The organism is Pseudomonas sp. MF5691, from assembly GCF_016405645.1.
In the GTDB taxonomy this organism is placed as follows: Bacteria; Pseudomonadota; Gammaproteobacteria; order Pseudomonadales; family Pseudomonadaceae; genus Aquipseudomonas; species Aquipseudomonas shahriarae.
Window position 1 is genome coordinate 1 of record NZ_JAEKDC010000030.1, and the last position, 24,935, is coordinate 24,935.

23 protein-coding genes are annotated in these 24,935 nt (G+C 63.3%); 10 read left to right on the forward strand and 13 right to left on the reverse strand.

Annotated elements, in window-relative coordinates; all coding sequences use genetic code 11:
• Positions 1-310: 310 nt before the first annotated feature.
• Entirely contained in the window at positions 311-2,425 is a 2,115-nt protein-coding gene (locus JFT44_RS25885; protein ID WP_057959205.1) for a TonB-dependent siderophore receptor, read from the reverse strand.
• Between the two features lie 95 nt (positions 2,426-2,520).
• Entirely contained in the window at positions 2,521-2,910 is a 390-nt protein-coding gene (locus tag JFT44_RS25890) for a DUF2946 family protein (RefSeq protein ID WP_057439055.1), read from the reverse strand.
• A gap of 90 nt (positions 2,911-3,000) precedes the next feature.
• On the opposite strand from JFT44_RS25890, the gene JFT44_RS25895 reads away from it, so the two are divergent.
• Positions 3,001-3,438, forward strand: coding sequence for a DUF3995 domain-containing protein (locus tag JFT44_RS25895; protein ID WP_057959206.1), 438 nt, complete (start codon positions 3,001-3,003; stop codon positions 3,436-3,438).
• A gap of 75 nt (positions 3,439-3,513) precedes the next feature.
• Here JFT44_RS25895 and JFT44_RS25900 read toward each other — a convergent pair whose 3' ends face one another.
• From JFT44_RS25900 to JFT44_RS25930, 7 genes are all read right to left on the reverse strand, one after another.
• Complete coding sequence (locus JFT44_RS25900; RefSeq protein ID WP_057959207.1) at positions 3,514-3,882, reverse strand: Na+/H+ antiporter subunit G; 369 nt, start codon at positions 3,880-3,882, stop codon at positions 3,514-3,516.
• Positions 3,879-4,157: a K+/H+ antiporter subunit F gene (locus JFT44_RS25905; RefSeq protein ID WP_038440496.1), complete on the reverse strand. Its 279-nt coding sequence runs from the start codon at positions 4,155-4,157 to the stop codon at positions 3,879-3,881. The genes JFT44_RS25900 and JFT44_RS25905 overlap by 4 nt, the downstream gene beginning before the upstream one ends.
• The gene (locus tag JFT44_RS25910) at positions 4,154-4,642 is read right to left on the reverse strand and encodes a Na+/H+ antiporter subunit E (RefSeq protein ID WP_057959208.1); all 489 of its coding nucleotides are present in this window, start codon (positions 4,640-4,642) and stop codon (positions 4,154-4,156) included. Before JFT44_RS25910 ends, JFT44_RS25905 begins: the two co-directional genes overlap by 4 nt.
• Complete coding sequence (locus tag JFT44_RS25915) at positions 4,639-6,321, reverse strand: monovalent cation/H+ antiporter subunit D (RefSeq protein ID WP_076965185.1); 1,683 nt, start codon at positions 6,319-6,321, stop codon at positions 4,639-4,641. Before JFT44_RS25915 ends, JFT44_RS25910 begins: the two co-directional genes overlap by 4 nt.
• Positions 6,318-6,662: a Na+/H+ antiporter subunit C gene (locus JFT44_RS25920; protein WP_005789164.1), complete on the reverse strand. Its 345-nt coding sequence runs from the start codon at positions 6,660-6,662 to the stop codon at positions 6,318-6,320. The genes JFT44_RS25915 and JFT44_RS25920 overlap by 4 nt, the downstream gene beginning before the upstream one ends.
• Positions 6,662-9,589 carry a monovalent cation/H+ antiporter subunit A gene (locus JFT44_RS25925; RefSeq protein ID WP_057959210.1) on the reverse strand — a complete coding sequence of 976 codons (2,928 nt, stop codon included), beginning with the start codon at positions 9,587-9,589 and terminating at the stop codon, positions 6,662-6,664. The genes JFT44_RS25920 and JFT44_RS25925 overlap by 1 nt, the downstream gene beginning before the upstream one ends.
• 130 nt (positions 9,590-9,719) lie before the next feature.
• Positions 9,720-10,619: a DMT family transporter gene (locus tag JFT44_RS25930; RefSeq protein WP_057959211.1), complete on the reverse strand. Its 900-nt coding sequence runs from the start codon at positions 10,617-10,619 to the stop codon at positions 9,720-9,722.
• A gap of 92 nt (positions 10,620-10,711) precedes the next feature.
• Here JFT44_RS25930 and JFT44_RS25935 point away from each other — a divergent pair, with 92 nt between their 5' ends.
• Positions 10,712-11,275: a helix-turn-helix domain-containing protein gene (locus tag JFT44_RS25935; RefSeq protein WP_076965184.1), complete on the forward strand. Its 564-nt coding sequence runs from the start codon at positions 10,712-10,714 to the stop codon at positions 11,273-11,275.
• On the opposite strand, the gene JFT44_RS25940 is transcribed toward JFT44_RS25935, so the two are convergent.
• Positions 11,272-11,640, reverse strand: a complete 369-nt coding sequence (locus JFT44_RS25940; RefSeq protein WP_057439047.1) for a cupin domain-containing protein — start codon at positions 11,638-11,640, stop codon at positions 11,272-11,274. The two genes, JFT44_RS25935 and JFT44_RS25940, sit on opposite strands and share 4 nt — an antisense overlap.
• Before the next feature lie 236 nt (positions 11,641-11,876).
• Between JFT44_RS25940 and JFT44_RS25945 the strand changes: the two genes are divergently transcribed.
• The 8 genes from JFT44_RS25945 to JFT44_RS25980 all read left to right on the forward strand — a co-directional run bounded on the left by JFT44_RS25945 (position 11,877) and on the right by JFT44_RS25980 (position 21,716).
• Positions 11,877-13,982, forward strand: coding sequence for a TonB-dependent siderophore receptor (locus JFT44_RS25945; protein WP_159439762.1), 2,106 nt, complete (start codon positions 11,877-11,879; stop codon positions 13,980-13,982).
• A gap of 4 nt (positions 13,983-13,986) precedes the next feature.
• Positions 13,987-15,333, forward strand: a complete 1,347-nt coding sequence (locus tag JFT44_RS25950) for an alanine racemase (RefSeq protein ID WP_076965183.1) — start codon at positions 13,987-13,989, stop codon at positions 15,331-15,333.
• Between the two features lie 29 nt (positions 15,334-15,362).
• Entirely contained in the window at positions 15,363-16,367 is a 1,005-nt protein-coding gene (locus JFT44_RS25955; protein WP_198792323.1) for a hypothetical protein, read from the forward strand.
• Positions 16,355-17,746, forward strand: a complete 1,392-nt coding sequence (locus JFT44_RS25960; RefSeq protein ID WP_076965182.1) for an MATE family efflux transporter — start codon at positions 16,355-16,357, stop codon at positions 17,744-17,746. Before JFT44_RS25955 ends, JFT44_RS25960 begins: the two co-directional genes overlap by 13 nt.
• A gap of 14 nt (positions 17,747-17,760) precedes the next feature.
• On the forward strand, positions 17,761-18,882 hold the full coding sequence (hisC, locus tag JFT44_RS25965) for a histidinol-phosphate transaminase (RefSeq protein WP_057959216.1): 1,122 nt from the start codon (positions 17,761-17,763) through the stop codon (positions 18,880-18,882).
• Between the two features lie 37 nt (positions 18,883-18,919).
• Positions 18,920-19,930, forward strand: a complete 1,011-nt coding sequence (locus JFT44_RS25970; protein WP_198831408.1) for a PLP-dependent cysteine synthase family protein — start codon at positions 18,920-18,922, stop codon at positions 19,928-19,930.
• A gap of 59 nt (positions 19,931-19,989) precedes the next feature.
• Positions 19,990-20,496: a GNAT family N-acetyltransferase gene (locus JFT44_RS25975; RefSeq protein ID WP_057959217.1), complete on the forward strand. Its 507-nt coding sequence runs from the start codon at positions 19,990-19,992 to the stop codon at positions 20,494-20,496.
• Positions 20,497-20,648: 152 nt separating this feature from the next.
• The gene (locus JFT44_RS25980) at positions 20,649-21,716 is read left to right on the forward strand and encodes an NAD(P)-dependent alcohol dehydrogenase (RefSeq protein ID WP_076965181.1); all 1,068 of its coding nucleotides are present in this window, start codon (positions 20,649-20,651) and stop codon (positions 21,714-21,716) included.
• A gap of 969 nt (positions 21,717-22,685) precedes the next feature.
• Here JFT44_RS25980 and JFT44_RS25985 read toward each other — a convergent pair.
• From JFT44_RS25985 to JFT44_RS25995, 3 genes are read right to left on the reverse strand one after another with little or no spacing between them, the layout of a single operon-like run.
• A complete protein-coding gene (locus JFT44_RS25985) occupies positions 22,686-22,955 on the reverse strand; it encodes a DUF3325 domain-containing protein (RefSeq protein ID WP_057438728.1) in 270 nt (89 codons plus the stop codon).
• A 1-nt stretch (position 22,956) separates the two neighbouring features.
• Complete coding sequence (locus JFT44_RS25990) at positions 22,957-24,495, reverse strand: PepSY domain-containing protein (protein WP_076964989.1); 1,539 nt, start codon at positions 24,493-24,495, stop codon at positions 22,957-22,959.
• Positions 24,492-24,779: a DUF3649 domain-containing protein gene (locus tag JFT44_RS25995; RefSeq protein ID WP_076964990.1), complete on the reverse strand. Its 288-nt coding sequence runs from the start codon at positions 24,777-24,779 to the stop codon at positions 24,492-24,494. The genes JFT44_RS25990 and JFT44_RS25995 overlap by 4 nt, the downstream gene beginning before the upstream one ends.
• Positions 24,780-24,935: the final 156 nt, after the last annotated feature.

A 24,935-nucleotide genomic window follows, 5' to 3' on the forward strand; every position in this document is an offset into this window, starting at 1 on the left:
CATTGCCATGAGAAAAGCTCCGGGTTAGGGTTTACGGGCTTGTCGGGGCTTCACCGTTGCGCTGGCTTGCTTCTATCGTCGGTCATGGCCGATGCATTCCTTATCGGCGCTTTGGTGAAGGGGTGGGACGAAGTCTCCCACGGTCTGTACTGGCTAGAGTCAGATGCTGGCTTTTAGTCCCACCACCCCTACAAGTCTAACCATACAAGCGGGCTTGCCCGCGATAGCGGTGGTTCGGCAGCCAATGTATTGACTGACACTCAGCCATCGCGGGCAAGCCCGCTCCCACAGTTTTAACTGCATTCCAGCCTTAGAACTGGGTCTGCACGGCCAATTCAAAGGTGCGCGGCGAGCCCAGGTAATACGCTGGCGACACATGGGCAAACTGCGCATACACCTCATTGGTCAGGTTGCGCACCCGGCCCGTCACCGAGGTGTGTTGATCGACCTTATAGGTCAGGAACGTGCCAAACAGGGTATACGCCGGCACCGTCAGGGTATTGGCATTGTCGGCATACACCTGCGCCACGTACCGCGCGTCTACGCCACCTTGCCAGGCGGGGGCGATGTCATAGGTCAGCCACAGGTTGCCCACCCGTTTCGGTACGTTGGTCGGTGTATTGCCCTTGCGCGACACCACTGCGCCGCTGGCGGTTTTCTCGTTGAAGTCATCGTATTGCGCGTCGACCCAGGCGAAGTTGCCTTCCGCCAATAGCTTGGGGGTGATGCGCAATGAGCTGGCCAGCTCGATGCCCTTGGACGACTGCGCACCCACCGCAATGCTGCGGGTGGGGTCTTGTGGATCGGTCACGGCAAAGTCTTTGCGCTCGATGTGGTAAGCGGCCACGGTGGCTGAACCACGCCCGTCCAGATAATCGAACTTGCTACCCACTTCCCATTGCTTGCCGGTGGAGACATCAAACACCTGGGTGGTGCTGGTGGGCTGTTCGGCGGCGGTGCTGTATTGCACGTAGACATTGGCCGACGGGATGAACTGGTAGGTCAGGCCCACCCGCCCGGTGACCGGCTCCCAACGGCGCTTGACGTTACCCAGGTTGTCGCGGTGGCTGGTCACGTCCAGATCGATGGCGTCATAACGCAGGCCGGTCAGCAGCGACAGCGTGTCGGTCAGGCCCAGGCGGTTTTCGACAAACAGCGCCTTGGTCGTCACGTCGGTGGTCTTGTCCTTGATAAAGCCGGGCCGGGTGCCGGGCAGGTCGTAGAAATGCCCCGGATCGTAGTGGTTGGGGTCCACCGCGTTCTTGGGGGATACGTTCAACGGGCTGTTGGTGGTGCTGTTGACCTTGTATTCGAAACCGCCGGACCAGGTAGTGGCCAGGCCGAACACACTGCTGTCATGGCGCAGCTCGAACTGGTTGCCGTTCTGTTCGCCCTGATGCCGTACCTGATAGGCCGTCGAACGGTTCACCACGCGGTTGTCTGGGCTGTACTGGTAGGTCTCCAGGTTGCGGTAGTCGCGCTGGCTGTCCAGGTGGTAGAGGGTGTTGCGCAGGGTGGTGCTGTCGTTGATCCGATAGTCGATGATCGAGCGGGCCCAGATCGTGCGTTGTTCGTAGCGGCCATCGGCGACGTTGTAGTTGTTGAAACGGTTGTGCTTGTCGATCTTCAGCTCGCCGGCCTTGGGGTTGAGCACCGGGGTGCCCCAGTACGGGCTGTCTTCGTGTTCGTCCTGGTATTCCAGGGCCAGAGTGTGGGACAGGTTGGGCGTCAGGTCGCTGAGCAGGGAAAACGCCACGCTCCAGGACTCCCGTTGCTGGCGGTCGATATGGGTGTGGTTGGTGTTGCGGCTGACATCCAGGCGCGCATAGTGCTGGACCTCGGCGCCGGGCTCGGTTAGGGCGTGGTTGAGGCCCAGGGCGATGCCGGTGGTGTCGTAGCTGCCGTAGTTGATCTGGCCTTCGACGGCCTGTTCTTCGCGGTTGGCCAGCTTGGTCACGTAGTTCAGCGAACCGCCCACGGAGCCGGCACCGTTGATCAGCGAGGAGGGGCCGCCCACCAGTTCCACCCGGTCATAAATCCAGGCATCCACCGGTCGCGCCAGGCCACTGGCGACGTTGATGCCGTTGAACATCTGGGTGATCTGGCTGCTGGTAAAGCCCCGGTAGGAGATAAACCCGCCAAACCCCGGCGGCGCACTGGCGTTGACCCCAGGCAGGGTGTTGGCCGCATCCTGGAAGGTTTTGGCGCCACGGCGTTCGATATCGTGGCGGTCGGCGATGCTGATCGAAGCCGGGGTTTCCCGCACGCTTAGGCCCAGGCGCGAGGCCATGCCGCTGGATTGGTCCAGGGCCAGGCCAGGCTCGTTGGTGGCGGCGCCGTCAATGGTGGTGGGGGCCAGCTCAAGGGCCCAGGCGCTGAAAGGCAGGCAGCCGAACAGGCCCGCCAGTAGAGGTAAATGTTTCATCGGTAAATCCTGAAAAGCAGGGCTTGGAAGCAGCGCACAGCCGTCCGCGCTTCCGGGGGGAAGCTGCGCGGTGTGCGGATCAAAAAGCGCAGGTATCAGGCGTAGGCGGGCGGGGCGCGCGGATTAGCCGCAGGCCAGGTAAAACGGGTGGGAATGTCAGCGGTGAGCACCACCGCCGGAGGTGGCGCATGGGGCTGGGGAAGGACCGCGACGTTAAGGCTGGAGTTCAGCGCCGGGCCCATGCCGCCGGTGGAACACAGCGGGCAACCGAAGGCCTTGGACAGCGTGGGCAGCGACTCATCGCCCGTATTGACGGGGGCTGGCGCCTGGGTGCGTGGGTCTACCGTACAGAACTGGCCGCCAATGCCGTTGAGCTGCATGCCGACCATTTGCCCATGACCAATACTGCAGGCGAACACGTTGAACAGGACGCAGCCATAGAGCATCCAGGCAATCAACGAGCGGTCGGCACGGGCGAGTTTCATGGGCCGGCACTTTAGCATCAGACGACAAAATCCCTGCAAAAAATCTGAAAGGGACTATCCTCTTTCGCACTTTTCCAGGGGTGTCCAGCCATGAGCTTTGTTATTGCGAGGTGGGTCGTCGGGGTCTTTACGTTTATCAGCATGGTCCATGTGTACTGGGCCGCAGGCGGCAAGCTAGGCAGTACGGCGGCGATCCCGCAACTGCCCGGCGAGTTCGCCAGCGGGCCGCGACCGGCGTTCAAACCGTCAGCGCTGGGCACCTTCCTGGTGGCGGTGGGGTTGGTGCTGATTGCCTTGTTGGTAAGCCTGCGGGCGGGGCTGTTTTTCCAGCCGGTGGGGCATCAGGCCCTGCAGTGGGGGATCAGCGCGATTGCCTTGATCATGTTTGCGCGGGCGATTGGTGATTCGGAGCTGGTGGGGTTCTTCAAGAAAGTCGGCGGGTCGCGGTTTGCGCGGCTGGATACGTTTTTCTATTCGCCGCTGTGCCTGATGCTGGGGACTGGGCTGTTGGTCGTGGCCTGGGCCTGATTGACGGTATGCAGGGCCAAATGTGGGAGCGAGCAAGCCCGCTCCCACATTGTTTGGCGCGTATATTCAGAGGGATCAGCTACCGCTGTCAGTCCTGCGGCTGCTGACCTCGGCCGGTACATTTTCCCCCGCCATGCGCTTGCGGAACAGCGACGTGCGCGCCAGCAACAAGGTGGTCACCGGTACGGTGATCGACAGCAGGATCGGGATCAGCCAGCCATGCAGCACCGGCCCGGACTTGAGGGTCGAGAAGTAGATAATCGACGCCAGCGCCACGCACCAGGCGCCCAGGGTCGAGGCCAGTGCAGGCGGGTGCATGCGCTGGAAAAAATCCTTCATGCGCAACAGGCCTAGCGCGCCAATCAGCGCAAACAGGCTGCTGAGCACCAGCAGGATCGCCACGAGGATTTCTACCCACAGTGGCAGTTCACTGACATTGATCATTCGATCACCTCCCCACGCAGCAGGAATTTGGCCAAGGCAAACGAGCCGACAAAGCCGAATAGCGCAATCAACAGTGCCGCTTCGAAGTAGGTGTCACTGGCATAGCGTATGCCCAGCACCAACATCATCAACATGGCCAGGATATACAGGTAATCCAGGGCCAGGACCCGGTCCTGGGCCGAAGGACCCTTGAACAGGCGCACCAGGGTCAGGACCATGGCCAGGGAAAACAGGAACAGGCTGAGCAGGATCGCATTGGCGAGCAGGGCACTCATTCGAAGATCTCCATCAGGGGCCGCTCGTAGGCCTGCTTGAAGTGCTCGATAAACTGCGCGTCGTCATCCAGGTCGAACACGTGCAGCAACAGGATGCTACGGTCCAGGGCCAGTTCCGACCACACGGTACCGGGGGTCACGCTGGTGATCATCGACAGCACAGCCAGGCCGTTGGCGTCGCGCAGGTCCAGGGGGATTTTTACAAAGCGCGAGCGCGGCGGCCGCGAGCCGCAGGTCAAGACGCCCCAGGCCACGTGCAGGTTGGAGATGAAGACATCGCGGCCGACCAGGAAGAACAGGCGAATGATCACCCCTGGGCGACGGATCCGTACCGGCAGCGGGCGCAGCGGCGCCATCATCAGCGGTGCGAGGAAGCCAAGGATCGCCCCCAGCAGCAGGTTGCCGGGGCTGATCGACAGGTTCAGCACCAGCCACAGCACCCACAGTGCCAATGACAGCCACGGGGCAGGAAACAGGCGTTTCATGGCCGCACCTCCACGGCGGCGGCCTGGGCTTGCGGGCCCGGCACCGGGCGGGTGGCCATGACGGCCATCACGTAGTGCTCGGGGTTGTTCAGGCTGTTGGCGGTGTCCTGGGTAAAGCGCATGAGCATTTCTGCCTTGAAGGTCAGGCCAATCGCCAGGCCGAGCAAGACGAAGATCGGTATGCACTCAAAGCGGCGCAGCAGCGGCGAAGGCCGTTCTTCCGGGGTCCAGAAGCGCTGGATGCCCAGCCGCGCAAAGGCGATCAGCGAGGCCAGGCCCGAGAAGATCAGCAGCGCGAACAGGCCCCAGGCTGCCGGGCGGATCGGCTCCGTCACGGCATGGCCCAGGCCCAGGGGGTTGACCAGCGCACTGAGCAGGCTGAGCTTGCCGATAAAGCCTGACAGCGGCGGCATGCCGATGATCAGCAGGGCGCAGGCTATAAAGCTCAGGCCGAGGAAGGCCATGGTCCACGGGATGACCTGGCCGACTACGGCCTTTTGCTCATCGTCGAGGTTGGTGCCCCTGGGTGGATGCAGGGATTCCACCGGCGGTGGCAACACTTCGATTTCATCGTCCAGAGGTAGCTCATTGGCCGAGCGCGAGCGTTCGATCAGTTCCGCCAGCAGGAACAGCGCGCTCAGGGCCAGGGTCGAGCTGACCAGGTAAAACAGCGCGCCGGCGGTCAGGTTGGGCTGGGCAAAACCCACCGCCGACAGGAGGATGCCGGCCGAGACCAGGATACTCAGGCTGGCCATGCGCTCCAGGCGTTGGGCGGCAAGCATCGCCAGGGCGGCGCAGAGGATGGTGGCCATGCCGCCGTACACCAGCCAGTCACCGCCAAACAGCGCCGAGGCGCCGGCCTGCCCGGAAAACAGCAGGGTCCACAGGCGCAACACGGTGTACACGCCGACCTTGGTCATGATCGCAAACATCGCCGCCACCGGCGCACTGGCCGAGGAGTAAGCCGGCGCCAGCCAGAAATTCAGCGGCCACATCCCGGCCTTGGCCAGGAACGCCGTGGCGAGGATCGCCGCGCCGGCATGCAGCAGACCGCGATCGGCTTCTGGCACCAGCGGGATCTTCAGCGCCAGGTCAGCGAAATTCAGGGTGCCGGTGACCCCGTAGATCAGCGCCGCGCCAATCAGGAACAGCGATGAAGCCAGCAGGTTGATCGAGACGTAATGCAGCCCCGACGACACCCGCGCCCGGCCCGAACCGTGCAGCATCAGGCCGTAGGACGCAGCCAGCAGCACCTCGAAGAACACGAACAGGTTGAACAGGTCGGCGGTGAGGAAGGCCCCGTAGAGGCCCATCAACTGGATCTGGAACAACGCATGGAAGCTGGTGCCGGCGCGGTCCCAACGGGCCATGGCGAACAGCAGGGCGCTGACGCCGATGATCCCGGTGAGCACCAGCATCAGGGCCGACAACTGGTCCACCACCAGCACGATGCCAAACGGCACTTGCCAGTTGCCCGGCAGGTACACGCCAATGGAGGCAGGGCCGCCTTTTTGCGTCCAGTACAGCATCAACATCGCGATGCCCAGGCCGGTCATGCTCGACAGCAGGTTGATCTTGGCCTTGAGCGGGCGGTGTTTCTCGCCCAGCATCATCATCAGCGCAGCGGTCAGCAGCGGCAGCAGGATCGGCGCGATGATCAGTTGGTTCATCCAGCTCATTCCTTGGGCTCCCGGCCGTCCACATGGTCAGTGCCGGTCAGGCCTCGGGACGCCAGCAGCACCACCAGGAACAGCGCGGTCATGGCGAAGCTGATCACAATCGCCGTCAGCACCAGGGCCTGGGGCAGGGGATCGGTGTAATTGAGCAGGTCCTGGGGCACACCGTCCTTGATGATCGGCTCCTTGCCGATAAACAGGCTGCCCATGCTGAAGATGAACAGGTTGACCCCATAGGACAACAGGCACAGGCCCATCACCACCTGGAACGTCCGTGGCCGCAGCACCAGCCAGACGCCGGAGGCCGCCAGGACCCCAATGGCAATTGCGATGACTTCTTCCATCAGGCAGCAGCTCCTTGTGGTGGCGTGGCGGCGGCTTTCGCCTGGTTGCCGGGTTTATGGGCCCGTACCGATTGGTGGCCGAGGGCGGTGAGCATCAGCAGGGTCGAGCCGACCACCATGGCGTACACGCCGACGTCGAAGAACAGCGCGCTGGCGATATGGATGTCGCCCAGCACCGGCAAGCTCAAGTGCAGGGTGTGGGTGGTGAGGAACGGGTAGCCGAAGAACAGCGCCCCCAGTCCGGTCAGTGTCGCCGACAGCAAGCCAAAGCCCATCCAGCGCATCGGCCGCAGGTTCATCTGCGCCTCGACCCACTGGGTACCGGCGACCATGTATTGCAGGATAAACGCCACCGACATCACCAGCCCGGCGACAAAGCCGCCGCCCGGCTGGTTGTGGCCGCGCATAAACAGGTAGAACGACACCACCAGGGCAATCGGCAGCAGCAGGCGCACCAGCACCGCGGGCACCATCATAAAGCCCAGGGCGGTGTCGCTGGCCTGGCGTGGGTTGACCAGATCGGTGTCCACGTCCGGCGCCAACAGCCGCTGTTGCGCGGGCAGTTGCTCGCTTTCCTTGGGCGGACGGAAGCGGCGTAGCAGCGCATAGACGGTCAGGGCTACGGCGCCCAGCACAGTGATCTCGCCCAGGGTATCGAAGCCCCGGAAGTCGACGAGCATCACATTCACCACATTGCTGCCGCCGCCTTCAGGCAGGGCGCGGCTGAGGTAGAACGAGGAAATATCGTTGGGGGTCTGGCGCGTCAGCATCGCGTAAGACAGCAGCGCCATGCCGCCACCGACCACGGTCGACAGCAGCAAGTCGCGCAAGCGTCGGATGCGCGCCTTGCGCAACGAACTCGGGAGTGGCGAGACTTCTTCGATCCGCCGTGGCAGCCAGCGCAGGCCCAGGAGGATCAGGACCGTCGTCACCACCTCGACCACCAGTTGCGTCAATGCCAGGTCCGGTGCGGAGAACCAGACAAAAGTCACGCAGGTCATCAGGCCGCACACGCTGACCATGGTCAGGGCTGCCAGCCGGTGGTACTTGGCTTGCCAGGCGGCGCCCAGGGCGCAGGCGATCGCCAACAGCCACAGGGTGACGAACACGATGGAACCCGGGATTTTCGGCCGGTCGCCCCAGCTCAGGCTGCTGCCCAGCATGGGGATCATCCCGGCAATCACCGCCACCAGCACCAGTAGGAACAACTGGGTCTGCAGGCGCTTGGTGCTGATGTGTTTCTCGATCTTGCGCACGCCACGCATCATCACCACCAGGCAGCGCTCGAACATGCGCTTGCCGTTGAAGTAGCTGATGATCGGCGGGTACTTGAAGCGCCCGCGCTTGAGTTGCTTGCGCAGCAGCAGGTACAGGACCACACCGCCGGTCATGGCCACCAGACTCATGATCATCGGCGCGTTCCAGCCGTGCCAGATCGCCAGGCTGTACTCGGGCAACACGCCGCCGACCACCGGCAGGGCAGCGGCGGCGAGGATCGAGCCCACCACCTGGGCCGGGAAGATCCCCACCAGCAGGCAGGTAAACACCAGCAGCTCGACCGGCGCACGCATCCAGCGTGGCGGTTCGTGGGGCGTGTGCGGCAGGTCGGTGGCGGCCGGGCCGAAGAATACATCCACGGTGAAGCGCAAGGCATAGGCCACGCTGAAGGTGCCGGCGATGGTCGCAATCACCGGCAGGGCGATTTCTACCCACTGGGTCGAGGAGATAAACACGGTTTCGGCGAAGAACATCTCTTTGGACAGGAAACCGTTGAGCAACGGCACCCCGGCCATGGAGGCGCTGGCAACCATGGCCAGGGTCGCGGTAAACGGGATCAGGCGCACCAGGCCGCTGAGCTTGCGGATATCACGGGTGCCGCTTTCGTGGTCGATGATGCCGGCGGCCATGAACAGCGAGGCCTTGAACGTGGCGTGGTTAAGGATATGGAACACGGCCGCGACGGCGGCCAACGGGCTGTTGAGGCCCAGTAGCAGGGTGATCAGGCCCAGGTGGCTGATGGTGGAGTAGGCCAACAGGCCCTTGAGGTCGTTCTGGAACATCGCGCAATACGCGCCGAGCAACAGGGTCAGGGCGCCGGCACCGCCGACCATCCAGAACCACTCTTCGCTACCCGACAGCGAGGGCCACAGGCGGGCCAGCAGGAACACGCCGGCTTTCACCATCGTGGCCGAATGCAGGTAGGCCGACACGGGGGTCGGTGCAGCCATGGCGTGGGGGAGCCAGAAGTGGAAGGGGAATTGCGCGCTTTTGCTCAGGGCGCCGATCAGGATCAGCGTCAACAGGACGGGGTAGAGGGAGTGGGCACGGATCTGGTCACCGGCGGCGAGCACCTGGTCCAGATCGTAACTGCCGACGACATGGCCGAGCAGCATGACCCCCGCCAGCAGGCACAAACCACCCGCACCGGTGACCATCAGCGCCATGTAGGCACCCCGGCGCGCATCGGAACGGTGGTGCCAATAGCCGATCAGCAGGAACGAGAACAGGCTGGTCAGTTCCCAGAAAAACACAATCTGGATCAGGTTGCCGGAGATCACCAACCCGAGCATCGCGCCCATGAACGCCAGGAAAAACGCAAAGAAACGCGGCACCGGGTCATTCGGCGACATGTAATAACGGGCGTACAAAGACACCAGGCTACCGATGCCCAACACCAGCATCGAGAACAACCAGGCAAAGCCATCCATGCGCAACACGAAGTCCAGGCCCAGGCCGGGCACCCAGGAGAATTCTTCGCGGATCACGCCACCGTCGGCGATCTGGGGGTAGAGCAGGGCGACTTGTACAGTACCGACCAGGGCCACAAGGCCGGCCAGCAGGGATTCAGTATTACGTGCGTTGTGCGGCAGCAAGGCCGCCAGACAGCTGCCGATAAAAGGCAGAAGCAGTAGAACTATCAGGGACATAGGCTTCTAATCTGCGGTGGTTTGGGATGCATCATACGTGCCGGAAACCGGATTACCAAACGGCAACCTGTGGCAGGATCCTACAAGATGGACCGTAAATGCCTATCTGTCGTGGTGTAGGTGCGGGCTCCTACAGGGAGACGGGCTTTCGCTCTCGCGCCTTGATCTCACTGACAATCACCGCCGCCACAATCAACACCGCCCCCACCATGGCCATCGGCGGGAAGCGCTCACCGGCAATCCGTCCGATCACCCCGGCCCACACCGGCTCGCCGGCATAAATCAGGGTGGCACGGGTCGGCGAGACGCTTTTCTGCGCCCAGTTCATCGCCAATTGGATCACCGCACTGGTCAAGCCCAGGCCGACGGCGCTGAACAGCAACACCCAGGAAAAGCCCGGCAATGCCTCGCCGGTGGGCACTACCAGCAGGAACGACAGCAGCGAGGCGGTGGCCAGTTGCACCACGGTCACCCGGCGTACATCCACCTGGCCCGCATAAGCGCTGATCAGGATGATTTCGGCGGCAATCGCAATCGCGCCGATCAACGTGGCGATTTCCCCGGGGCTGAAATTCAGTGATGCGCCGGCCGGGCCGGTCAGCAGCATCAGGCCGGCGAAGGCCAGCATAATGCCGATGCTTGGCATCAACCCCGGGCGTCGCCCCAGCACCAGCCACTGCAGCAGCGGCACAAACGGCACGTAGAGCGCGGTGATAAACGCCGACTGGCTGCTGAGGATGGTCTGCAGACCAATGGTTTGCAGGCCGTAGCCAAACATGATCGCCGTGCCGATAAAGGCGCCCGCCTTGAGCTCGAACAGGGTCAGGCTGCGCAGGTTGCGCCAGGAAAACAGGCCGACCACCAGCGCCGCTGCGGCAAAACGCAAGCCGACGAAGAACATCGGCCCGCTGACGGTCATGGCGTGTTGCACCAGGATAAACGTACCGCCCCAGATCATGGTGATCAGCACCAGCACGCATTCGGCTTTGCTGAAGCGGGAAAACAGCGGGGAGGCGGTCGAGGTGGTCATGGCGGCTCTGGTCTTGCACAGGAAGGGCGCGGAACGCACAATGCGCCGCAGCTGGGCAGTATACTGCGCAACCCCACCGAGTGAGCAATATAGTGCACAAAGAAAATCCGCAACGGGCCTCGGTCCTGCAGCACGTCAGCCAGAACGTTCGACGCCTGCGCCATGCGGCCGAACTGAGCCAGACAGCCCTGGCGGAAAAGTCCGGGGTCAGCCGGCGCATGCTGGTGGCCATCGAGGCCGGTGAAAAGAACGTCAGCCTGTCCACCCTGGACCGCGTGGCCGAAGCCCTGGACGTGGCCTTCAGCGACCTGATCCAGGCCCCTGACGCCCGTGACCACAGCCGCATCAACGAACTGGCCTGGGCCGGTGAAATAGATGGCAGCAAGGCCGTGTTACTGGCCAAGGCCACCGCCCGGCGGGAGGTGGAACTGTGGGAGTGGCGCCTGGAGCCTGGCGACCGCTATTGCCCGGATCCCGACCTGGAAGGCTGGAGCGAACAGTTGTTCGTGTTCGAGGGTAGCCTGACCCTGGTGGTGGGTGACGTCGAAACCACCATCGCCGCTGGCGAGTTCTTTATGTTCCCCAGCCATCAGCCCCATGCCTATCGCAATGACGGGCCAGTGGCGGTGCGCTTTATCCGCAACGTGGTGATCTAGATCCACACATCATTGCGCTGGGTCCGTTCGCCGCCCTGATCGCCAGTGTTCAACACGCCGCAGGGTTCGACCAGCAGCAGCTTTACCTCGCCCTCGGCATACGGTTTGTGCTCGATGCCCTTGGGCACCACGAACATCTCGCCAGCCCCGAGCTGTACCGCGCCATCGCGAAAATCAATGCGCAGCGCGCCCTCGAGGACGATAAAGGTCTCGTCGGTGTCCGCGTGGCTGTGCCAGACAAAATCCCCTTCGATCTTCACCACCTTGAATTGGTAGTCGTTCATCTGTGCGACGACCTTGGGTGTCCATTGCTCGCTGAACAGGCTGTATTTGTGCGCAAAGTTGATGGCGGTATAGGAGGGCATGTCCGTTATCTCTGTTGATCCGGGAAAGGCCAGACCTTAAATGCAGCGCGGCAGCAAGTATTGAATGATCGTGCGATTGTGAGTTTAAAAGAAACGTTATATTGTATCTCTTGATAACGATTCTCAGGCGTTGTCGCGCTTGAGATCGCCCCGCTTATTTTCGGCTCAAGGGATTGCAGATGAACCAGTTGCACGGGATAGCTCCGCGGTTTCCCACATTTTTGGCGGTGGGCTTGGTGTCGTCGCTCACCGGCCTACCTGCTGCTGCAGCGCAAGATCGCGAAGAATCGGTCACCGAGCTTGAAGCCATACGAGTCAGCGCGCCGCTGAACAAGGCCCTGGAAGTGAATGCCGGTGGCTTCGGCGCCAAGGACGCCATGGAAATCCCCCTGGCCATCCAGAGTTATTCCAACAAGACCATCGCCGACAGCTCCGCGCGCACCGCCGTGGATGTGCTGAGCCTCGACCCCTCGGTGCTCAGTTCGTCGGGCGGCAGCGGCTTTGACAACTTCCGCCTGCGCGGCTTTGCCATGGACAACTTCAACACCATCCGCCGCGATGGCCTGACCCTGGCCCCGCACCACGACGTACCCCTGGAAAACGTCGAGCGCATCGACGTGCTCAAGGGCCCATCGGGTTTCCTCTACGGTTTCAACTCGCCGGGCGGCACCATCAACTACATCCTCAAGCGCCCGACCCTGGAGCCACTGCTCAATGTCAGCGTGCAAGGCTCGTCGTTGCTCGGCCGCTACGTGGCGATTGATACCAGCGATTCATTCAACGACGGCGCCTTTGGTTATCGCCTGAATGCCGGCTACGAGAAAAACGGCGACTTCGATCACGCCCGCGACATGGAACGCAAGTTTATCGGCCTGGCCACCGACTTCCGTCTGAGCGACCGCGCCCTGTTGCAGTTGAACGCCGACTGGTCGCGCAAGTCCACGGTCGCCGACCCATTGCTGCGTGCCGACCAGAGCGGCCGCGCTAACCCTCTGGACCCGTCCAGCTACGTGCTGCCACCCAAGGTCAATCGCCGCGATCTATTGACCGGCTCCTGGTTCCGTCACCAGACCGAAGGCGCCAACCTCGACGCCAAGTTCGAGTACGAGCTGGATGACAACTGGACCTCCGTGACCCAGGGCAACTACTCGCGGGTCGAGCGCCACGGCGGCTATAACGACCTGTTCGGGATCAAGCCCAACGGCGATATCGGCTCGGCCGACTTTTACGTGTCCCGTGGCGAAGTGTTCAGCACCTGGTCGCTGCAGTCGTACCTGGCCGGCAAGTTCGCCACCGGCAACATCTATCACGACGTGTTCTTCGGCACCGGCTACAAGCAGTTCAAGGACGTCAGCCCGTTCTGGGATTTGGTCGACAGTGGCACTCCAGGCATCGGCATTGGCGATGTCTCGGTGGGTAATATCCGTCACCCGGTCAACCCGCCCAAGTGGCACTTCGGCTCGGAACAGCCCACTGACTTTGTGTCCTCCATCAAGGAGACCTCGGTTTTCGCCAGCGACCTGATTTCCCTTACCGAACAGTTCCAGGTGATGGTAGGCGGGCGTTACATCTGGTACCGCGCGGATAAACTCTCAGCCACCGCGCCTTCGCAGAGCCACGACGTGTTCGTGCCCAGCGCTGCGCTGATCTACCGGCCCTGGGACAGCGTGATGACCTACGTCAGCTACTCCAAAGGCTTTGAAAAAGGCGACTACGCCCCCCAACACGCGACCAACGCCAACCAGCCCACCGACGCCATCGAGTCCCAGCAATATGAGGTGGGCCTGAAGCTGGACCTTAACGATCGCCTGAACCTGGGCCTGGCGGTATTCGATATCCGGCGCAAGGCCAGTTACCTGAACACCAGCAATACCTATGTGAGCAATGGCGAATACCACCACCGTGGCGCCGAGCTGACCCTGTCCGATCGCGTCACCGACGCCCTGACCCTCACCGCCAACGCCGCCTACCTGACCACGCGCATGGAAGATGTGGATGACGTCACCGTGGACGGCAAGCGCACTGAGAACGTGCCCAAGTGGAAAGGCGCGGTCGGCGCCCTGTACACCGTGGCCGCTGTGCCTGGCCTGTCGTTGGACAGCACCCTCAGCTATGTCGGCAGCCGCCCGGTGGATGCGCAGAACAGCGGCTACATCCCCAGCTACACCTTGCTCGACGCCGGTATCAGCTACCGCTCGAAACTGGCGGATACCCCGGTGACCTACCGCCTGCACGGCAAGAACCTGACCAACAAGTACTACTACGCTAGCGCCTATTACCTGGGCGGGCTGGATGTGGGGCGCGAGCGCGAAGTGTTCCTGTCGGCCAAGTTCGAGTTCTAGAACCATGACGTATTCCAGTTCATTGCCCGGCCTGCGCCACCTGTGGGTCGAGCGCCTGCTTGAGCGGCACGCGGGCACGTTGACCGAGTTGGTCGATGGCCTCGGCTCGCCGCTGCATCTGGTATGCCCACAGGTTTTTCACGCCAATGTCGAAGCCTTCCAGCACAGCTTTACCCAGGCCCAGGTGCGTGGCAGCGTGTTGTTTGCGAAAAAGGCCAACAAGGCCAACTGTTTTATCCAGGCCTGCGCGCAGTGTGCGATTGGCGTGGATGTGGCCAGCGTCGGTGAGTTGCAAAAGGCCTTGGCGGGTGGGGTGGCTGGCACTGATATCGGCGTGTCCGGGCCACGTAAGAGCGATCAGCTGCTTGGGCTGGGCCTGAGTCATCAATGCCTGCTGGCGGTGGACTCGTTGGAGGAGCTGCTGCGTATCCAGCAATTGGCGCTATCCCTGCGCCAACGTGCGCGTCTGTTGTTGCGCTATTGCCCCAGCAGCCAGGCCCATAGTCGTTTCGGCCTCAACCCACGGGAGTGCGACCAGGCCCTGGTGTTCTGCCGCCAGCACGCGGCGAATCTGGACTTGCAAGGCTTCTCGTTTCATCTGGGCGGCTACGACACCGCCCAGCGTGCACACGTCGCCAGCCACTTGGTCGACCTGTGCCGGGCCAGCGAGCTGGACAACTGCCGCACGGTCAACCTGGGCGGTGGCTTTGCCGTGCGCTATGTCGACCCGGAGCAGTGGCAGGCCTTTCTGGCCGAGGACTGCGCCGAGCGCTATCACAACGACAAGGGCTTCGCCGGCTTCTATCCCTACGGCGCGCTGCGCGCGGGGGCCGAGGCCCTTGACGATATCCTCGCCACGCCCGTCAGCCCCGGCCTGAGCCTGGCGCAAAAGGTCATCGAGCACGGCGTGCGGCTGATTATCGAACCCGGCCGCGCCTTGCTCGACCAGGCCGGTATCAGCGTGTTCCGCGTGCAGGGCGTCAAGGACCGCACGGCCAGTGATGGTTATGCCCAGGTCACTGTGCAGGGCAGCAGCTTCAACCTCTCCGAACAGTGGTTCAACAGCGAATTTCTACCCGACCCGCTGCTGTTGCCGGCCTCGCCACGGCCGCGGTCGCCGTTTGTCGCGTGTATTGGCGGGGCCACCTGCCTGGAGTCGGACATGCTGACCTGGCGCAAAGTCGCCTTTGATTACCCGATCCAGGCGGGTGACTTGCTTATCTACCTCAATACCGCCGGCTATCAGATGGACTCCAACGAGTCGCCTTTTCACGAAGCGCCCTTGCCACACAAAGTGGTGCTGGAGCTGCGTAACCCACACCTGCGCTGGAAGCTGGACAGCCTGGCTTAATCGTAAAGCCACTCAACAAGGAGCCTCGAGTGAACAGTTTGAATAAACCCGCTGCCCCCGCCGACCTATGGGTGCTGCCCCAGGCGGCGCTCGAAGACCTGGGGGTGAGTTACCGTGAAGTGCTGCAGGTAGTCGAGCAGGCGTACAAGGCCTTGCGCAATGGCGACTCGCAGAACCCGCTCAAGACCATTGTCGAACCGATGGACCGCCATTCCATCAGCTACTCGATGGTTGGCCGGGATGGCGCCAGCCACACCGTGGGCTTCAAGGTGGTGTACGAGCATGACCCGCAACGCACCCGCGATGCCTATCAGTTCCACTCGTTTATCTTTCTGTGTGATGACCGCACCGGCCGCCCGATTGCCTTGATGGACGTGGTCAAGCTCGGCCCGTTGCGCACCTCGGCCACCTCGGCGTTGATGGCCAGGGCCGCCTGCCCGAATGCCCGCAGTGCCCTGGTCGTCGGTACCGGCGTGCAGGGGCAGGTGGCGTTGCCCATGTTGCTCGCGGCCATGCCGGACCTGGAACGTTTGTATGTCTACGGGCACTACGCTGAAGGCCTGCGCGCGGTGCAAGACACCCTGCACAAACACTACCCGCTGCGCGATGTGGTGGTGGTCGATGACCTGCCGGCGGCGGCTGGCGAGGCCGATATCATCCTTGGCGTCGCCGGGCTTTCGGCGCGCCAGCAAGTGCAGCGTGCCTGGCTCAAGCCCGGCGCCGTGGCGGTGCTGGTGGGCTATGGGATTGATGCCGACGTGTTGCATGGCGCCGACTACCGCATTGCTACCGACACCGCGCAGATGCAAGTCACCAGCGCCGACCTGGCGGCCGCCGACGGCAGCCTGCCCGCGGTGGACGCCGAGCTGCCGGACATCCTCCTGGGCCTGGCACCCGCACGCCGCCATCCCGACGATGTGGTGTTCGCCTACAACAGCGGCATGGTGGTGACCGACGTCGCCCTCGGGCGCTTGATGGCCGACCGCGCCCTGACGCAGAACCGTGGGCAGAGGGTCCAACTATGGTCGGCCTGACTGCCGCACAACCCGGCGCCTGGCGCGCCGACAGCCGGGCTCTGCTGTTGCTGGCGCTGCCCCTGATCCTGACCAACCTGGCCTATGTGGCCCTGACCACCATCGACATCGTGGTGCTCGGCATGCTGGGTGCCAAGGAGCTGGCAGCCGGTGGCCTGGCCATCGCGCTGTTCAACCAGTTGCGCACCACCGGCACCGGGCTGGTCACCGGCGTCAGCAACCTGGTGGCCCAGGCCAATGCCCGGGGCGATGAAGCCCAGGTGCGGGCGTTGCTGGTGGCGGGGCTGTTCTGGGCGACCGTCAGCGGCCTGGTGTTTATGGCAGTGTTGCTGGGGTTGCGCCAGCCGCTGACCTGGCTGGGCCAGGATGCCAGCGTGGTGGCCAATGCCATGGACTTCCTGCTGATCATTGCTCCCGGCCTGCTGCCTTGCCTGTGGTTCCAGGCGCTGCGCCACTTTACCGTGGGCCTGAAATTCCCCGGGCCGTTGCTGGCGATCACCCTGGTGTCGATCTTCCTCACGGCGGCGCTCAACTACGTGCTGGTGTTCGGCAAGTTCGGCGTCCCGGCCTATGGGCTGGCGGGGGTGGCAATCACCAGCGCCGTGGTGTTCCTGCTGTCGTTCCTGATGTTTTTCGCGGTGGTACTGACCCATCGGCGCCTGGCCGGTTATTTCAAGCTGGCGCACTTGCGCTTTTCGCCGGCGGCGATCAAGGCCGTGTGGAAGCTCGGGCTGCCGATTGCCGGGACCTATGCCAGCGAGGCCGGGTTCTTCAGCGTACTGACGCTGCTGATCGGCACCCTGGGTATGGAGGCGCTGGCGGCGCAGACCGTGCTTAACCAGATCATCTACATCGTGTTCATGTTCTCTGCGGGCATCTCCCATGCCGCCTCGATCCATATCAGCGAGGCCTGCGGCACCGGGCAGTATCAGCGCGCGCGGCAACTGGGGCGCCTGGGCCTGGGCCTTGGGGTGCTGGTCATGCTGCTGTTTGCCATTCCTTACGCGTTGCTACCCGAACAGGTCATCGGCCTGTTTATCAGCACCGAGCACGCCAACAACCTGGATGCGGTGCGCCTGGCCACCACCGGTTTGTTGATTGCCATCGTCCTGCAGGTGTTCGACGCCAGCCAGAACATCGGCAACGGCATCCTGCGCGGCATCGGCGATACGGCGGGACCGCTGCGCATTTCCCTGTTCGGCTACTGGCTGGTGGGGCTGCCCGCTGCCTGGCTGCTGGGCATCGTCAGTCCTTACGGGATCTTCGGCGTGTGGGCCGGATTGGCGATAGGCCTGGCGGCTACCGCGTTGCTGCTGATTGTCTCGTTTGAACGGCAACTCAAGGCGCTGGACCGCGCGGGCGCCGTCGCACTGTCATAACAAGGAGGTGTTCCATGCATCAAGACGACCCTGCACACCGCGTCGAGGCGTTGGTGCGCCCCAGCGTGCGACGTTTGCCCCTGTACGACCCGGGCGCCGATCCACATCAGCTCGGTACGCCGACGGTGATCAAGCTGTCCAACTGCGAAAACCCGCTGGGCATGTCGCCGGCTGCTGCGGCGATGCTGGCGCATCATGGCGGGGCAGGGCTGGAACGCTACCCCGACCCCAGTGGCCGGGCCCTGCGGCAGCTGATCGGCGGCCAGTTGGATGTGGACCCGGCGCGGGTCATCCTCGGCAACGGCTCGGAAAATATCCTCGAACTGTTGTGCCTGGCGCTGCTCGATCCCGAGGACCGGGTGGTGACCCAGCAGCCCTGTTTCAGCCTGCATGAAAGCCTGCCATTGATGATGGGCGCGACGGTGGACAAGGTGCCGCTCAACCCGGATTTCAGCGTTAACCTGCAGGCCTGGGCCACGGCCCTCGAGCAACCGGCGAAGCTGTTGATGCTGAGCACCCCCTGCAATCCGGTGGGCACGGCGCTGTCCAGCGCTGAACTGACGGCGCTGGTCGCCGCCGCTCACCCCGACACCTTGTTGGTGATCGACGAGGCGTATTTTGAATTCGTCGAGGACGCGGCTGACGCCCTGGCGATCCTCGACGCGCAGTCGCGGCCGTGGATCATCCTGCGCACGTTCTCCAAGGCGTATGGGTTGGCGGGGCTGCGGATCGGCTATGGCATCGCTTCGCACCGCAGCCTGATTGATGCGCTGCACCGGGTGCGCACGCCGTACAACGTCAATCAACCGGCCCAGGAGGCCGCCAAGGCCGCCTGGCTGGACCCGCAACACGTGATTCGCAGCCGCGAATTCGTCGCCATCGAACGCCAACGCCTGACCCAGGGGTTGCAGGCTGCGGGTTTTCGCGTGGCGCCGTCCCAGGCCAATTTCCTGTTTATCGACACCGCTTGCAACGCCCTGGAGGTGGTCGACGAATTGCTCAAGGACGGGATCATCGTCAAGGCCTGGCGCGAGCCGGGATACACCAGTTTTATCCGCGTGTCCCTGGGCCTGGCCCAGCAAAACCAGGCGTTTCTCGCCAGCCTGCAACGCGCCGTCGCGACCCTGGCCGGGTAAGCGCCGCGCCGGTTTTTCATACTGCCCAGAGGTTGTCATGATCAAGACTTGCCTGTCCGAACTGATCGGCGATACACCGCTGCTCAAATTGTGCGTCACTGAAAACGGCAGCTGCGTGCTGCTCAAGCTGGAACAATTCAACCCCACCGGCACCGCCAAGATCCGCATGGCCCGGCAGATGCTCGACGAGGCGCAGGCCTCGGGGCAGCTCAAGCCGGGTGGGCGGATTGTCGAGTCGACCTCGGGCAACACCGGATTGGGCCTGGCGCTGCTGGCCGCCGAGCGCGGCTACCGCTTCACTGCCGTGGTCGACGAACACGCCAGCCCCGACAAACTGCGGGCGATGCAGGCTTTTGGTGCGCAGTTGGTGCGGGTCGGCGACCCCGGTGGCGGGCTGTCCACCGCCGACCGCGATGCTACCGCCGAGCGTATTGCCACGGAGCAGGGCGCCTACTGGACCCGCCAGCACCACAACCCGGCCAATGTCAATGGCTACACGCAGCTGGCAGCGGAATTGCGCGCAGTGCTGGGCGATGAAATCCACTACCTGGTGGGCGCCGTGGGCACCGGCGGCTCGTTATGCGGCACTGCGCGTGCCTTGAAACGCCATGCCCATGGCCTGCAGGTGATCGGCGTCGAACCCTGCGGCTCGGTGATCTTTGGCGGCCCCGGTGCGCCGTATCATCAGTCCGGCACCGGCACCCCGGAGGGCGCAGAAATCGGCGCCGTGGTCGACTACGCGTTGATCGACAAAGGCCTGACTGTCAGCGACGCCCAGGCCTTCGAAACCGCGCGCTACCTGGCGCGGCATTACGGTCTGCTGCTCGGCGGCTCGGCCGGCGGGGTGATCTACCAGGCCCTGCGCGAGGCCTGGCATGCCCCGGCCCACAGCGTGATCGTGGCACTGGTGTGCGATGGCGGCGAAAAATACCTCGACACGGTGTTCAACGACCAATGGATGGCGGATCGGCAACTGCTGGCGCCCCAGGTTCATCGTGAGCTTGAGCAATGGTTGAGCGCGCTGCCCCAGGTCAAACAGCAAGCCTAGCGGCTTGCCTGGGGCGCCGGCCTTCGCTACTGTGGCGCCCCGCCTGCGTGAGCCCCGCCATGAGTGACACCACTGTCGAACTGATCCAGACCGGCCCTGAACAGGCCGAACTGATCTGCAACCTCTACCAGTTTTATGCCTATGAATCCTCCGATTGGGAGCAGGAAGACGTCGAGCAGGACGGCCGTTTCTATATCCACGAGGAACACCTGGCGCGCTACTGGCAAGAGCCGCAATGGAGCGCCAATCTGCTGCTGGTGGACGGTTACATCGCCGGTTTCCTGCTGATCGAGCGCAGCGAGCTGCCGGGGATCAATGCCCTGGAACTGGCTGACCTGTTTATCTTGAAACGCTATCGGCGCAAGGGCATAGGCCGCGCCCTGGCCACCCAGGTGTTGACCAGCGGCGAGGCGGACTGGCTGGTGCGGTTCTATGACCAGGACGAGGCGTCCCAGGCGTTCTGGCGCAGCGTATTGGACAACCTGCCGCGCCCGGTGCAGGCCATCGAGCTGGATGACGAGCCGCAGTTGCTGAGCTTTTTGGTGACCCGGGCGGTTGTTCACTGACGCAGTCCGTGCGGGCTCGTGTGGGAGCGGGCTTGCCCGCTCCCACAGAGGGTATGTGTTTGTTTGAATTACCGCTGATTTACGTGGGTTGAACGGTTGGGCGGCTATGCTGGTCAACTGACCTTCAATGTCGACGCAAAGAGGTGACCGCAATGGCCAAGACTTACAGCTACGCCGCCCGTGACGCCAAGAACGCCCTCAAACCCTTTACCTTCGAGCGCCGCGCCCCCGGGGCCGACGATGTTCAAATCGACATCCTCTACTGCGGAGTGTGTCACTCCGACCTGCACACGGCGCGCAATGAGTGGAACAACACCCTCTACCCATCGGTGCCGGGCCATGAAATCGTCGGCCGGGTGACGGCAGTGGGGGCCAATGTCAGCCGCTTCAAGGTCGGTGACCTGGCCGGCGTCGGCTGCATGGTCGACAGCTGTCAGCACTGCGCATCCTGCGCCGAGGGCGAGGAGCAGTACTGCGAGAACGGCTTTACCGGCACTTACAACGGCCCGGTGTTTGGCGGTGAAAACACCTTTGGCGGCTATTCCGACAATATCGTGGTCAAGGAGAAGTTCGTCCTGCGCATTTCCCACGATGAGGCGCAATTGGCGGCCGTGGCGCCGCTGCTGTGTGCCGGGATCACCACCTACTCGCCGCTGCACCATTGGAAGGTCGGCCCTGGACAGAAGGTCGGCGTGGTCGGCCTCGGCGGCCTGGGCCATATGGCGGTGAAAATCGCCCATGCCATGGGCGCCCATGTGGTGTTGTTCACCACCTCGCCGAACAAACGCGAAGACGGCCTGCGCCTGGGGGCTGACGAGGTGGTGGTGTCGAAGAACCCGGACGAAATGGCCAAGGTCGCCAATAGCCTGGATTTCATCCTCAACACCGTGGCCGCGCCCCATGACCTGGACGCGTTCCTCAACCTGCTCAAGCGCGACGGCACCATGACCCTGGTGGGCGCGCCAGACAGTCCGCACCCGTCGCCTTCGGTGTTCAACCTGATCTTCAAACGCCGCAGCCTGGCGGGGTCATTGATTGGTGGCATCCAGGAGACCCAGGACATGCTGGACTTCTGCGCCCGGCACGGGATCGTCTCGGAGATCGAGATGATTGATATCCAGGGCATCAACGAATCCTACGAGCGCATGCTCAAGGGCGATGTGAAGTACCGTTTTGTGATCGACATGGACAGCCTCAAGCGCGAGATTCAGGCGGCCTGACCTTAATCTGGCGGTGGGCGCTGGGTTGTTTGTGATGGTCATGAGTCTTTACGCAGCGCTCTTTTTGGGTTGTTGGGGTTGTGTACATATCCGTTGTTGCGGTTATGGCGGCTATTGGTTCCGCCCTTACGGCGGCTCACTTTGGAAGAGCCCCAAAGTAAGCAAAGCGCTCTTGCCCCACCACTCGGCACCTCGCCTAGGCTCGGTGTGCCCGTCATCCGACATTGATTTGGGGGGCCGCCGCGCTGGGCCATCCATGGCCCAGCGCGGCTAAACCGGCGTCCTGCCGGTTTACCCCCCAAATCAAAATCGCATGACGGCCAGCGTGGTTTAACGGGGCGCCTCAGATCAAAAGCAAAGCGAGGCGGCCTGACAGCCGACCTGATCGTCGAGGCGTGCGCATATACCTGTGGGAGCTGGCTTGCCTGCGATGGCTGTGTACCAGCCAATACATTGATCGACTGATACACCGCCATCGCAGGCAAGCCAGCTCCCACAGGGGAATGCAGCTTCGCACCCCAGCTTTGCTGTTGCTGTTGCTGTTGCTCTGCTTTTGATCTGGCTTTTGATCTTGATCTCAGGCGCCCCGTTAAACCACGATGGCCGCAGGCAGGTATTGCGCAGTGGGCACCCCGGCATGGATGCCGGGGTAGCCGCGACACGGCCATGGATGGCCGATCGCGGCGGGCCCACGGAGCAATGCCTGACTGCGGGCATGCCGAGCCTAGGCGAGGCACCGAGTGGTGGGGCAAGAGCCCTTTTGGTTACTTTTGGGGCTCTTTTCCAAAAGTGACCCGCCGTAAGGGCGGAACCAATAGCCGCCGTAACCGCAGCAACGGATATGTACAAAACCCCAGAAAAGAGTTGTGTAGATACCTATGCCGCGATGGCGGTGTATCAGTCGCCGCATGTATCGGATAACCCGGCGCAATCGCCGGTAAACCAGCCCCTACAAGGTTTTTTGGCCCATCAGCGGGTGGTGTAGGGCAACAGAAACACCACGCCAAGCCCAGCCAGCGAAATCAAGCCGAACCACGCCACCGGCCCCATGGCCCAGCCCCACCCCAGTACGCTGACGGCAAAACTCGCCGCCAGCATCCCCCAGCCCAGCACTCGCAGGCCACGTCGTAGCACCGGCGAGGGCAGGCGCTGCATAAGTTGTTTGTAATGGCGCTCCAAGCCCAGGCATAACCCCGCCATCCCTGCGCAGGCCAGCAACAACGCGACTATCAACGCCATCTCAATTGACCTCTGCCACAGCGTGCTTGGCCACGCGCCGGGTGCTGCGTTCCTTGGGCGCCTGGTACAGCTTCCAGCACGGCCAGGTCAGCAGCAGGCCGAGGGCGACGCTGGTCAATTCCAGGTAGACGTAATCACCCAGGCTTTCCCCCAGCAGATTCAGGGCCGGCAGGCCGATACACAGCACTGCCGCCAGGCCCAGTTGCTCGCGCCAGGCACTGCGCCAGGGGCGGACAATCGCATGGCCCAGGCTCAACAGCCACACCAGGAAAAACACCCGCACTTCCCAGCCACCGCGCTGGGCCAGTTCCACTGGGAGCAAGCGGTTGGCCCACAACAAGGCCACGCACGCCACCGTCAGCCCGGCCACCACCGCCACATTCAGGCGTTCGGCGATGTGGTAGAGCAGGGCGCCTAGAGCGCCTTCGCCATCGTGGCGCCGGCGGCGTTTGACGGTAAACAGCACCACGCCGGTTGCCAGCATTGCGCAACTGGCCAGGCCGCAGACAAAGTACAACCAGCGCATGGAGTAGCCGCCGAACTGCGCAAAGTGCAGGCCGGCCATGACCTTCTGGGTCAACAGGCTGGGCCGACTGACCGCAGGCTGGCGCAGGACGGCACCGCTGACCCCGTCAAACAGCATGCTCTGGCCCTTGGTCAGCTCGATGCGGTTGCCCAGTACCGGCCGTACCTCGATGCGTGCGTCGCTGCGGCCGGGGTTGTGGATCGACAAGCTGGACACCGGCCCCATGGCCCGCTCGGCCTCGGCCAGCAGCGGTTCCAGTGCCGTCAGCTCGGCTGCTTCGCTGTGTTTGGGGCGTTCGCCGCGCACTTGTTGTTCGGCGGGCGCGCCACGCAGGGCGCGGAAGAGGTTGTCGCGGTCACCGTCAAACAGCACGTCCACCGCCGCCGGCATGTAGATCAAATAGAAGATCACCAGCCCGGTATAGGTGATCATCAGGTGAAAGGGCAGCACCAGCACCGCTGTCGCGTTGTGCGCATCCAGCCATGAGCGCTGGCCCTTGGCGGGGCGGAAGGTGAAGAACTCCTTGAAGAATTTCTTGTGGATCACGATCCCGCTGACCAACGCGACCAGCATCGCCATGGCGGCCAGGCCGACCGTCCAGATCCCCAGGTCGCGCGGCAGGTTGAGGGTAAAGTGGAAGCGGAAGAAAAACCCGCCCCCGGCAGTTTCGCGCACGGCCAAGGGCTCGCCGGTGTGTGGGTCGAGTGCGGTGCCGCCGCCACGTCGTTGTTCGCCGGCCGATACCGTCAGGGTGTCGGAGCGTTCGCCGGGCAGGCCGATGTTCCAGGTCTTCGCCTCGGGGTGCTGGCGCGCCAGGTAGTCGAGGGCCTGCTGCGCGGCGGCGCTTTGCGACAGGGGCGCGGTGGGGATTTCCGGGCGCATCCAGCCGTCGATTTCCTTGTCGAACACCGCCAGGGTGCCGGTCAGGAAGATTGCAAACAGCAGCCAGCCGAACACCAGCCCGCTCCAGGTATGCAGCCAGGCCATGGCCTGGGTCAGGGTCTTGTGTTTCATCCCAGCACCTCGCGCCAGTGTGGCCAGAAACCGACGGCAGCCAGGGGCAGCGCCAGGGCCATCCCGGCCCACGCACGCCAGGCGTTGCGACAGGCAAAGGCCCAGAGGATCGCCAGGGTGTAGATCAAGAAGGACGGCAGGCTGGCGACCACCAGGGCATCCACCTTGTCCATGGGCAACAGGCGCGCCAGGGCGGCGGTAAACGCATAGGTAAACAGGTAACCGCCGATCAGCGCGGCGACCATCCGCGAGAGGGTCGGCCAGGCAGGGGATTTGCTTTTCATGGAGGGCTCATCAGCATCAGACTAGGCAACACCATTGCCCTGGGGGGCAGGCTTGTGTGGGAGCTGGCTTGCCTGCGATGGCATCTCCTCGGAATGACCTGCTAGACCGAGGCGTCTGCATCGCAGGCAAGCCAGCTCCCACATAGACCGAGTGGG

Bases quoted from the DNA above. Each gene is read 5' to 3' on its own strand.
- JFT44_RS25890 (WP_057439055.1), bottom strand. From the start codon at position 2,910: ATGAAACTCGCCCGTGCCGACCGCTCGTTGATTGCCTGGATGCTCTAT.
- JFT44_RS25960 (WP_076965182.1), top strand. From the start codon at position 16,355: ATGGTCGGCCTGACTGCCGCACAACCCGGCGCCTGGCGCGCCGACAGC.
- JFT44_RS25970 (WP_198831408.1), top strand. From the start codon at position 18,920: ATGATCAAGACTTGCCTGTCCGAACTGATCGGCGATACACCGCTGCTC.
- JFT44_RS25900 (WP_057959207.1), bottom strand. From the start codon at position 3,882: ATGATCAATGTCAGTGAACTGCCACTGTGGGTAGAAATCCTCGTGGCG.
- JFT44_RS25985 (WP_057438728.1), bottom strand. From the start codon at position 22,955: ATGGCGTTGATAGTCGCGTTGTTGCTGGCCTGCGCAGGGATGGCGGGG.
- JFT44_RS25950 (WP_076965183.1), top strand. From the start codon at position 13,987: ATGACGTATTCCAGTTCATTGCCCGGCCTGCGCCACCTGTGGGTCGAG.
- JFT44_RS25910 (WP_057959208.1), bottom strand. From the start codon at position 4,642: ATGAAACGCCTGTTTCCTGCCCCGTGGCTGTCATTGGCACTGTGGGTG.
- JFT44_RS25975 (WP_057959217.1), top strand. From the start codon at position 19,990: ATGAGTGACACCACTGTCGAACTGATCCAGACCGGCCCTGAACAGGCC.
- JFT44_RS25895 (WP_057959206.1), top strand. From the start codon at position 3,001: ATGAGCTTTGTTATTGCGAGGTGGGTCGTCGGGGTCTTTACGTTTATC.
- JFT44_RS25905 (WP_038440496.1), bottom strand. From the start codon at position 4,157: ATGAGTGCCCTGCTCGCCAATGCGATCCTGCTCAGCCTGTTCCTGTTT.
- JFT44_RS25980 (WP_076965181.1), top strand. From the start codon at position 20,649: ATGGCCAAGACTTACAGCTACGCCGCCCGTGACGCCAAGAACGCCCTC.
- hisC (WP_057959216.1), top strand. From the start codon at position 17,761: ATGCATCAAGACGACCCTGCACACCGCGTCGAGGCGTTGGTGCGCCCC.
- JFT44_RS25915 (WP_076965185.1), bottom strand. From the start codon at position 6,321: ATGAGCTGGATGAACCAACTGATCATCGCGCCGATCCTGCTGCCGCTG.
- JFT44_RS25920 (WP_005789164.1), bottom strand. From the start codon at position 6,662: ATGGAAGAAGTCATCGCAATTGCCATTGGGGTCCTGGCGGCCTCCGGC.
- JFT44_RS25940 (WP_057439047.1), bottom strand. From the start codon at position 11,640: ATGCCCTCCTATACCGCCATCAACTTTGCGCACAAATACAGCCTGTTC.
- JFT44_RS25930 (WP_057959211.1), bottom strand. From the start codon at position 10,619: ATGACCACCTCGACCGCCTCCCCGCTGTTTTCCCGCTTCAGCAAAGCC.
- JFT44_RS25990 (WP_076964989.1), bottom strand. From the start codon at position 24,495: ATGAAACACAAGACCCTGACCCAGGCCATGGCCTGGCTGCATACCTGG.
- JFT44_RS25995 (WP_076964990.1), bottom strand. From the start codon at position 24,779: ATGAAAAGCAAATCCCCTGCCTGGCCGACCCTCTCGCGGATGGTCGCC.
- JFT44_RS25885 (WP_057959205.1), bottom strand. From the start codon at position 2,425: ATGAAACATTTACCTCTACTGGCGGGCCTGTTCGGCTGCCTGCCTTTC.
- JFT44_RS25925 (WP_057959210.1), bottom strand. From the start codon at position 9,589: ATGTCCCTGATAGTTCTACTGCTTCTGCCTTTTATCGGCAGCTGTCTG.